The following is an 8,593-nucleotide window of genomic DNA, read 5'->3' on the forward strand; positions in this document are numbered from 1 at the left end:
GTATAAAACAATTGGCACTGGCTTTACAAGCACCCTGTTGAGTTCTCAAAGAACAACCACACACCAACCAGAAACCCCACCACCGTGGAGCACCCCGCTTGGGGCATTTCGTTCAACTACCCGCCGCTCCCGCGCCGGGCACTTTTACTACGTTACCTCACCGTCCCTGCCGTGTCAAACCGTGTGTCCCGGTCTGTCATGCTTCGTACGGGTCGGCGCCGCTGAGCAAGCACAGCGGTCACCCGCTGCACTTGATCATCGGATTTGGCAGGCCGGCCGCTGCGGTTTCCCGCTAGCTCGCCCGGTTCCCTACCGGTCGACAACCTTACCCGGTCGGTTCCGCTCCGCCAAATCCGCCCTGCGGCGTGTCAGCGGGCCTCGCCCGGGCCGCATCCTCGCGAAGCGTAAGCCTCGGTCGGACCCGGCACCAGCCTGGTTCGGCGCTCCCGGACCTTCGTCCCGTTTGCCCCGTTCCGCGCTGGCAGAGAGAAAGTTACGCGTCTGCGGGTTTGAACGTCAAATCGAGGGGTAGCGGCGCGCGTCACACCCACCTGGAGCACCCGCGATCAAGGAGTTGGCGTCGGAACGGCGCCCCTCTCGTCGGACACGAACTCCCTGATCACGGGGCTGGGTCAGGAGGGGCGGCGGTGGGTCGAGCGGGCGGCGCGGTAGGCGCGGAGGCCGAGGACTCCCACAGTCGTGCCGATGGCCAGGGACGCGGCGATCAGGAGGGCATGTACCCAGAGGAAGCCGGTGGGGCTGCCCTCGCCGACGACACCGGTCGACCAGGCGCGCTCGTCGTTCCAGATGGCGAGCGCGAACCTCGGCCAGATCGCCCACGTCCAGACGCCGACGGCGACCAGGAACAGCGACCAACCACGTGACAGGACCATGGTCGGCCAGTATGCCAGCGCGCCGTCGTCCCAGCTCAGGCCCGCAAGCGACGCCGCACGTGTTTCCGGTGCCGCCGCCGAGGCACTGTTTCTGTCGAGCCGATTCGACGGAGGTGCGCCGATGCAGCCGTTCAACCCGTGGAGCTGGCGGGATCCGTCCGCCCTGGCCGGTGGGTACGACCAGACCCGGCCGGGAGACGTGCCGCAGCAGCGCGCCGGCGACGCGGACGGCCCCGACGCCCCCGGCCCGGGCACGCCGATCGACCTGACCGGCTACCGGGTGGAGGCGACGGACGGCCGGATCGGCTCGATCGACGAGGCGAGCGAGGACGCCGACGCGCGGTACCTGGTGGTGGACACCGGTCCGTGGATCTTCGGCAAGAAGGTGCTGCTGCCGGCCGGAACCGTCGCCCAGGTCGACCACCTGGACCGCGTCGTGCACGTGGACCGCACCCGGGAGCAGGTGAAGGAGTCACCCGCGTTCGACGCGGAGCACTTCGCCCATCCGGACTACCGGGAGCGGGTCGGCACCTACTACGCGGAGAGCTATCGACAGCGGTAAGCACCGCGGGTGCGGCCGCACGAGCCGATGAACGGCTAATGTGTCTGCCATGGCCCGGTCGCGCAGCCACCTCCCGGAGACCCGCAGCGGTCTCCCGGGCCACACTGCTGACGGCCGGGAGCAGATCCTCGACGTACTTCGTGCCGGCGGACTTCGGTTCCGCGCCGGCGGGCGATGGCGGCGCTCGTTCTGACGAGCCGCTCCACCGATCCGGGTGACACCCGGATCGTCTCCGCGCATCCGCGCGTCCCCGCCAGCGAACGGCACGAAAGGCGTACGACCATGTCCTCTGCACGCATGCTCACCGGCGACCGCCCGACCGGGCGGCTGCACCTCGGCCACCACGTGGGCAGCATCGCCAACCGAGTGCGGCTGCACCAGCGGTACGAGAGCTTCTTCATCATCGCCGACCTGCACATGCTCACCACCAGGAACACCCGCGAGGACATCGCCCAGGTGGCCGGCAACGCCCGGGAGATGGTCACCGACATCCTCGCCGCCGGAGTGGAACCGAGCCGGGCCACCTTCTACCTCCAGTCGGCGATCCCCGAGGTCGGCGACCTGAACACGCTCCTGCAGAACCTCGTCACCGTCCCGCGTCTGGAACGCGTCCCGTCGCTCAAGGAGATGAGCCGGGACGCGGGCAAGGAGGAGATGCCGTACGGGCTGCTCGGCTACCCCGTCCTCCAGGCGGCCGACATCCTCTGCGTGAAGGGGCAGGTCGTGCCGGTGGGCCGGGACAATGCCGCCCACGTCGAGGTGACCCGCGAGATCGCCCGCCGCTTCAACCACCTGTACGGGGAGGTGTTCCCCGTGCCGGAGCTGCTGCTGTCGGAGACGCCGACACTGGTGGGCACCGACGGGCAGGGCAAGATGAGCAAGAGCCGGGGCAACGCGATCGCCCTGTCCGACGACGCGGCGACGGTGCGGCGCAAGGTGCGCGGCATGTACACGGACCCGAACCGGGTGCGCGCCGACGTGCCCGGCTCCGTCGAGGGGAACCCGGTCTTCGCGTACCACGACCTGTTCAACCCGGACCGCGCGCAGGTCGAGGAGTTCAAGGCCCGCTACCGGGCCGGCCGGGTCGGCGACGTGGAGGTCAAGGAGGCCCTCGCCGTGGCGCTCAACCGGTTCCTCGACCCGATCCGGGAACGCCGCGCCCGGATCGAGGCCGACACCGGCCTCGTCGACCGGCTCATCCACGAGGGCACCGAACGCACCCGGGAGCAGGTGCACCGCACGCTCGTCGAGGTGCGCCGGGCGATGGGCCTGACCAGCGCGTACACGCAGGTGCGGCGCCGCGCCGAGCGGCACCGCGGCGCCGCCGCCACACCGGCCTGACGAGGGGGTACGCCCAACCGGCCGGCCCGGGAACGACGTTGCCCGCCCCGGACCGGCCGGTTAGGCTTCCCCCGTGACCTGCGCCCGCACCCTCGTGCCGCCGTCGAACGACGTCCCGGCCGGTGCGGAGCGACGCCGGCGGTCCCGCGACCGCCTGCGCTGAGCACCTGTCTCCTGCGACCGGCGGATCGAGCCGCCGGTCGCACCCGGCCGTCCCCGGTCCGCCCGCATCCCATCCGAGATCCGCGTGAGAGCGGATTCGAGCGAGATCGGCGTACCCATGGATCTGGAGAGACTGCTGACCGACCGGCTGGCGCCGGCGTTCGAGGCCGTGGCCGGCGTGCCCGTGGACCCGCTGGTACGGCGCTCCCCGCGCGCGGACTTCCAGTCCGACGCGGCGCTCGCGCTGGCGCGGCGGCTCGGCCGGCCGCCGCGCGACATCGCCGCGGAGGTGCTGCGGCACTCGGCGCTGACGGACGTCTGCTCGGCCGCGGAGGTCTCCGGACCGGGCTTCCTCAACCTGACGGTGTCCGACGACGCCCTGGCCGGGATGGTCGGCGCGCTCGCGTCGGACCCGCGCCTCGGCGTGCCGGCGGCAGCCGTGCCGGAGACCGTGGTGGTCGACTACTCGGCCCCCAACGTGGCGAAGGAGATGCACGTCGGGCACCTGCGCTCGACGGTGATCGGAGACGCGGCGGCCCGGCTGCTCGGCCGGCTGGGACACCAGGTCGTGCGGGCCAACCACCTCGGCGACTGGGGCACCCCGTTCGGCATGCTCATCGAACACCTCGTCGACCTGGGCGAGGACGGCGCGGCGCAGGAGCTGTCCATGGGCGACCTGGACTCGTTCTACGCGGCGGCGCGCCGGAAGTTCGACGCCGACGAGGGGTTCCGCGAGCGGTCCCGGCTGCGCGTGGTGACGTTGCAGGGCGGCGACGAGACCACCCGGCGGCTGTGGCGGCTCCTCGTGGAGCAGTCCGAGCGCTACTTCCTGGCCGTGTACGACCTGCTCGACGTCACCCTCACCCGGGGCGACTTCCGCGGAGAGAGCAGCTATCACGACCTGCTCGCGCCGACCGTGGCGGAGCTGGACCGGCTGGGGATGCTGCGTCTCAGCGACGGCGCCGCCTGCGTCTTTCCACCCGCGTCGGTGGGCCGGGACGGGGAGCCGCTGCCGCTGATCGTGCGCAAGTCCGACGGTGGGTACGGATACCCGGCGACGGACCTGGCGGCGCTCCGGCACCGGGCCGGGACGCTGGGCGCGACGCGCCTGGTCTACGTGGTGGGACTGCCGCAGAGCACGCACTTCGAGATGGTCTTCGCGGTGGCGGCGCAGGCCGGGTGGCTGACTCCGCCCGCCCGCGCCGAGCACGTCGGCTTCGGCTCGATTCTCGGGCCGGACGGACGGATGCTGCGGAGCCGGGCCGGCGGATCGGTGAAGCTGGTGGGGCTGCTGGAGGAGGCGGTCGGCCGAGCGACGGCGCTGGCCCGCGAGCGGAACCCGGAGCTGGGCGCCGAGGAGACGGCCGAGGTGGGCCGGGCGGTCGGCATCGGCGCGATCAAGTACGCGGACCTCTCCGTCGACCGGCACCGCGACTACGTGCTCGACTGGGAGCGGATGCTGTCGCTGGACGGCAACACCGCCCCCTACCTGCAGTACGCGTACTCCCGGATCCGGTCGATCTTCCGGCGCGGCGGTGTCGCGGCGCGGCCGGACGCGCCGCTCGCCTTCGCGGCGGCGGCCGAGCGGGCGCTCGCCATCGAGCTGGTCGGCTTCGCGGGCGTGGTGGCGCAGGTGGCGGAGAACCTGGAGTTCCACCATCTCACCGGCTACCTGTACCGGCTCGCCAGCGCCTTCAGCACGTTCTACGAGCACTGCCCCGTGCTGCGTGCCGAGGAGGCGGTGCGGGACAGCCGGCTGGTGCTGGCCGACCTGACCGCCCGGGTGCTGCGCGAAGGGCTGGACCTGCTCGGTATCCGTACGCCCGAGCGCATGTGACACGCGCTGGACGGGGCCACCGGAAATGCGTGCGGCGGATAGCGTGGCGCATCTATCGAACGCAGGGAGGCGACCATGGCGGATCGGCGCGCGGTTCTCGCTCCGGGACGGGGCTACGACACCCGGGGCCCGCTGTTCGTCTACGTCGGGGAGGCCTTGCGCCGGCTCGGCTTCGACGTGCACGAGGTGACCTGGCGGTCGCTGGACGATCTGCGCCTCGACAGCGCGCCGCAGTGGGTCGCCGAGCAACTGGACCCGGTCCTCGACGCCGGGGTCGATCTGCTCGTGGGCAAGTCTCTCGGCAGTTTCGCCGCCCCGCTCGCCGCCGACCGGGGCATCCCGGCGGTCTGGCTGACGCCGCTGCTGACCGACCCCGCGGTACGGGAGTCGCTGGGCCGGGCCACCGCGCCGTTCCTGCTGGCCGGCGGCACCGCCGACCGGGTCTGGGACGGCGCGCTGGCGCGGCGGCTCACCCCGTACGTGGTGGAGGTCGCCGACGCCGACCACGCGATGATGGTGCCTGGGCCGTTGGCGGCCTCGGCCGAGGTGCTCGGGCGGATCTGCACGGCCGTGGAGGAGTTCGCCGGCGCTGCCGGCCGCTGACCGGTCAGCGGCGGCGCCGCCACGCCCACACGCCGCCCGCCACCCCCGCGACGAGCGGCAGAAGGCAGCAGAGCATCAGGATGGACAGGTGCCACGGCTTGATCGCTCCCATGGCCGAACGATAGACGTCGCTCTCCAGTCGTAGGGGGCACCGCCGCCATCGAACCCGTGCGATCCTTCCTCCGCGGGCGCTTCGATCGCCGCCCGCGATCATTCACGGGGAGGACCGGAGTGCGTACCCTCGCGCCCACTTTCGGACGTCTACTTTCGACAGTCACCACGTTCGCCGTCGGTTGCGCGACGGTTGTCGGCGCGGCCGCGACTCCGGCCGCGGCCGCCGTCGGCGGCCCGACCGACCTCACCACCGCCGGGCAGGCCTGCGTTGCCCAGGCGCCCGGGCCCTACCTGAGCCCGGTACGGCTCAACGACGCCAACGCCGTCGTGCTCCAGGGCACCTACAGCGGCACGCCGCAGAGCGCCGACCCGCAGGCCGACTTCCAGGTGTGGGACGTCACCACGCCGGACGCCCCGCAGCAGTGGCTCACCGGCCTCGCCCAGCACAACAACCAGGTGTACGTCCAGCTCGAAGATCCCGATCGGCAACGGCACGGAACCACGTACGCGTGGCGGGTGCGCGTCCTCGACGGCGCCGACACCTCGCCGTGGAGCGCCACCTGCTACTTCACGATCGACCGCATCGGTGGTCCGGCACCGGCCGTCACCTCCGCGAAGTACCCGACGGGCGACTGGGAGAACGCCGGTGGCGGGGTCGGCGACGCCGGGAGCTTCACCTTCACCTCGGCCTCCGACGACACAGTGAGCTACCAGTACCGGTTCTCCGGTGTCGACGACGAGTACGCCACGGTCCCGGCGGAGAGCCTCGGCGGCCCGGCCACCGTCACCTGGACGCCGCAGGACGCGAGCTACCACTCGGTGCTCGTGTACGCCATCGACCGCGCCGGAAACTGGTCCGAGCAGACGATCTACGGTTTCTGGGTACGGGAGACGCGGCCCTCGGTCTTCTCCACCGCCTATCCGGACGACGGCCGCACCAACCTGGACTACGGCCCTGGCGTGCCCGGCGCGTTCCAGTTCACCTCGACCGTCCCGGGCACGGAGTCGTTCGCCTGGCGGATCGACGGTGACGGTCCGTCCGGTTCGATCGCGGCCGGCGGCGACGGCACGGCCACCGCGATGATCGCCCCGACCCGGGCGGGTCGCCAGACCCTGTACGTGCGCAGCGTCACCGGCGACGGCGTGACCCATCCGGAGCGGGCCTACACGTTCGTCGTCGACAACGCCCCCCGGGTCACCGGTGACGTCGACCGGAACGTGATCATCGGGTCGTCGCTCCGGTTCCACCTGGCCCCGCGCATGCCCGAAGTCACGTCCTACCTCTACTGGACGGCTGACTACAACGGCAGCGCGAGCCAGAAGACCGTCCTGCCGGCCGGCGCGGACGGCACCGCGGACCTGACCTGGACCGCCACCAGCGAGAGCACGCAGGCGCTGTACGTGCAGAGCCGCAGCGCCGACGGCACGCTCTCCGAGCCGCGGTTCGTCTCCGTCTCGGTGTCGGGCGCCAGCCCGTACGTGACCCGCAGGGGCGGCGAGGCCGTCGGGTCCACCGCCACCTTCACGGCGCGCACCGAGATGGTGAACGTCGCCGAGTACGAGGTGTTCCTCAACCGCGATCCGGCCACCCGGCAGGTGCTGCCGGCGGCGGCTGACGGCACCGTCACCTTCCAGTACACGCTCAACGAGCCCGGCTACGCCTACGTCACCGTGATCGCCAGTAACGCCGCCGGGGTGCGGACCACCGAAGGCGGGACCTCCTGGTCGGTGACCGACTCCCCGGTGGTCGTCTCGACGGACTTCCCCACGTCGGGCTCCGGCAGGTTCGCGCCCGGCACCTTCACGTTCAAGCCCCGGCAGCCCGGCGCGGTGAAGTACACGTACCAGGTCGCCGGCGCCGAGGGCACCGTCGCGGCCACGGCCGACGGCACCGCGACGATCAGCTGGACTCCGCCGGACGCCGGCTACTACACGCTCTACGTGAAGAGCGTGACGGCGGACGGCGCGCAATCGCTGCAGACCTACTACTCCTTCTCCGTGGCGCCCGATCCGCTGACCGTGACGTCGGTGTCGCCGGCGTCGGTGGAGACCGGCGCGGTACGGACGATCACGATCACCGGCAGCGGCCTCCACCAGGAGGATCAGGTCACCGTCACCCCGGCCGGCGGCACCGCGATCGTCGCGACGGTGCGGAGCGTCTCCGCGGACCGCCGGACCCTCACCGCCGATGTCGATCTGACCTCCGCCGGGGTGGGCAAGGCTTCCGTCTCGATTCGGCCGGACGAGTGGAGCACCCCGGTTTCGCTCGCCGACGCGTTCTCGATCACCGAGTCTCAGGCCCTCCGGTCGGTGACGGCACCGGCGGTGACCGGCACGGTCGCCGTGGGGGCGACGGTGCGCGCGTCGACCGGGCAGTGGAGCCCGGCCGCCTCGGCGTACGCCTACCAGTGGGCGGCCGACGGCACCGCGATCAGCGGGGCGACCGGTCCGACGTACGTGATCCGGGCGTCCGAGCTGGGCAAGCGGCTGACCGTGACGGTCACCGCGACCAAGCCCGGGTACTCGTCCGGCCGGGCGACGTCGGCGGCCACGGTCCCGGTCGCGAAGGGTCCGGCGTTGCAGGCCACTGTCACGCCGACGATCACCGGCACGCCTCGGGTGGGTCAGACCGTGCAGGCGACCACCGGCACCTGGACGCCGACCGCCGACTCGTACCGCTACGAGTGGCGAGTGGGCGGGGAGCTGACCGGCACGACGACGAAGACGCTGACGTTGACCGCGGCGATGCGCGGCAAGGCGGTCACCGTGACGGTCGTCGCGGTCAAGGCGGGCTACGCCAACGGTCGTGCCACGAGCGCGCCGGTGACCGTCCGCGCGTAACGTCACCGGCCGGCCGGGCGGTTCCCGTCAACGGCGGACCGCGCCACCACCGTTGCCTCCAGAGCAACGATCATCACCGTCCGAGACGCCGGAGAGCCCGGCCCGCGTGTCGCGGGCCGGGCTCTCCGGATCTCGGGGTACGCGCTCAGCGCTGGAGGGTGAGGAGTCCGGGTCGGTAGGGCAGGAGGCCGTAGTCGCCGCCGGAGTTGGGGGAGCGGCCTTGGTAGAGCAGTTGGAGGT

6 protein-coding genes are annotated in these 8,593 nt (G+C 71.9%); 5 read left to right on the plus strand and 1 reads right to left on the minus strand.

Annotation, left to right across the window (positions count from 1 at the left end; genetic code table 11):
- Positions 1 to 632 precede the first annotated feature (632 nt).
- Complete coding sequence (locus ACFYON_RS28885; protein WP_354875007.1) at positions 633 to 893, minus strand: SCO4848 family membrane protein; 261 nt, start codon at positions 891 to 893, stop codon at positions 633 to 635.
- A 121-nt stretch (positions 894 to 1,014) separates the two neighbouring features.
- On the opposite strand from ACFYON_RS28885, the gene ACFYON_RS28890 reads away from it, so the two are divergent.
- From ACFYON_RS28890 to ACFYON_RS28910, 5 genes are all read left to right on the plus strand, one after another.
- On the plus strand, positions 1,015 to 1,455 hold the full coding sequence (locus ACFYON_RS28890; RefSeq protein WP_354875008.1) for a PRC-barrel domain-containing protein: 441 nt from the start codon (positions 1,015 to 1,017) through the stop codon (positions 1,453 to 1,455).
- Positions 1,456 to 1,737: 282 nt separating this feature from the next.
- On the plus strand, positions 1,738 to 2,796 hold the full coding sequence (gene trpS, locus ACFYON_RS28895; RefSeq protein ID WP_354875010.1) for a tryptophan--tRNA ligase: 1,059 nt from the start codon (positions 1,738 to 1,740) through the stop codon (positions 2,794 to 2,796).
- A 280-nt stretch (positions 2,797 to 3,076) separates the two neighbouring features.
- Entirely contained in the window at positions 3,077 to 4,795 is a 1,719-nt protein-coding gene (gene argS, locus ACFYON_RS28900; RefSeq protein ID WP_354875012.1) for an arginine--tRNA ligase, read from the plus strand.
- Positions 4,796 to 4,870: 75 nt separating this feature from the next.
- Positions 4,871 to 5,398 carry an alpha/beta hydrolase gene (locus ACFYON_RS28905; RefSeq protein WP_354875014.1) on the plus strand — a complete coding sequence of 176 codons (528 nt, stop codon included), beginning with the start codon at positions 4,871 to 4,873 and terminating at the stop codon, positions 5,396 to 5,398.
- Positions 5,399 to 5,629: 231 nt separating this feature from the next.
- Positions 5,630 to 8,353 carry a hypothetical protein gene (locus tag ACFYON_RS28910; RefSeq protein ID WP_354875016.1) on the plus strand — a complete coding sequence of 908 codons (2,724 nt, stop codon included), beginning with the start codon at positions 5,630 to 5,632 and terminating at the stop codon, positions 8,351 to 8,353.
- Positions 8,354 to 8,593: the final 240 nt, after the last annotated feature.

This window comes from Micromonospora sp. NPDC005686 (assembly GCF_042871665.1).
Classification (GTDB): domain Bacteria; phylum Actinomycetota; class Actinomycetes; order Mycobacteriales; family Micromonosporaceae; genus Micromonospora.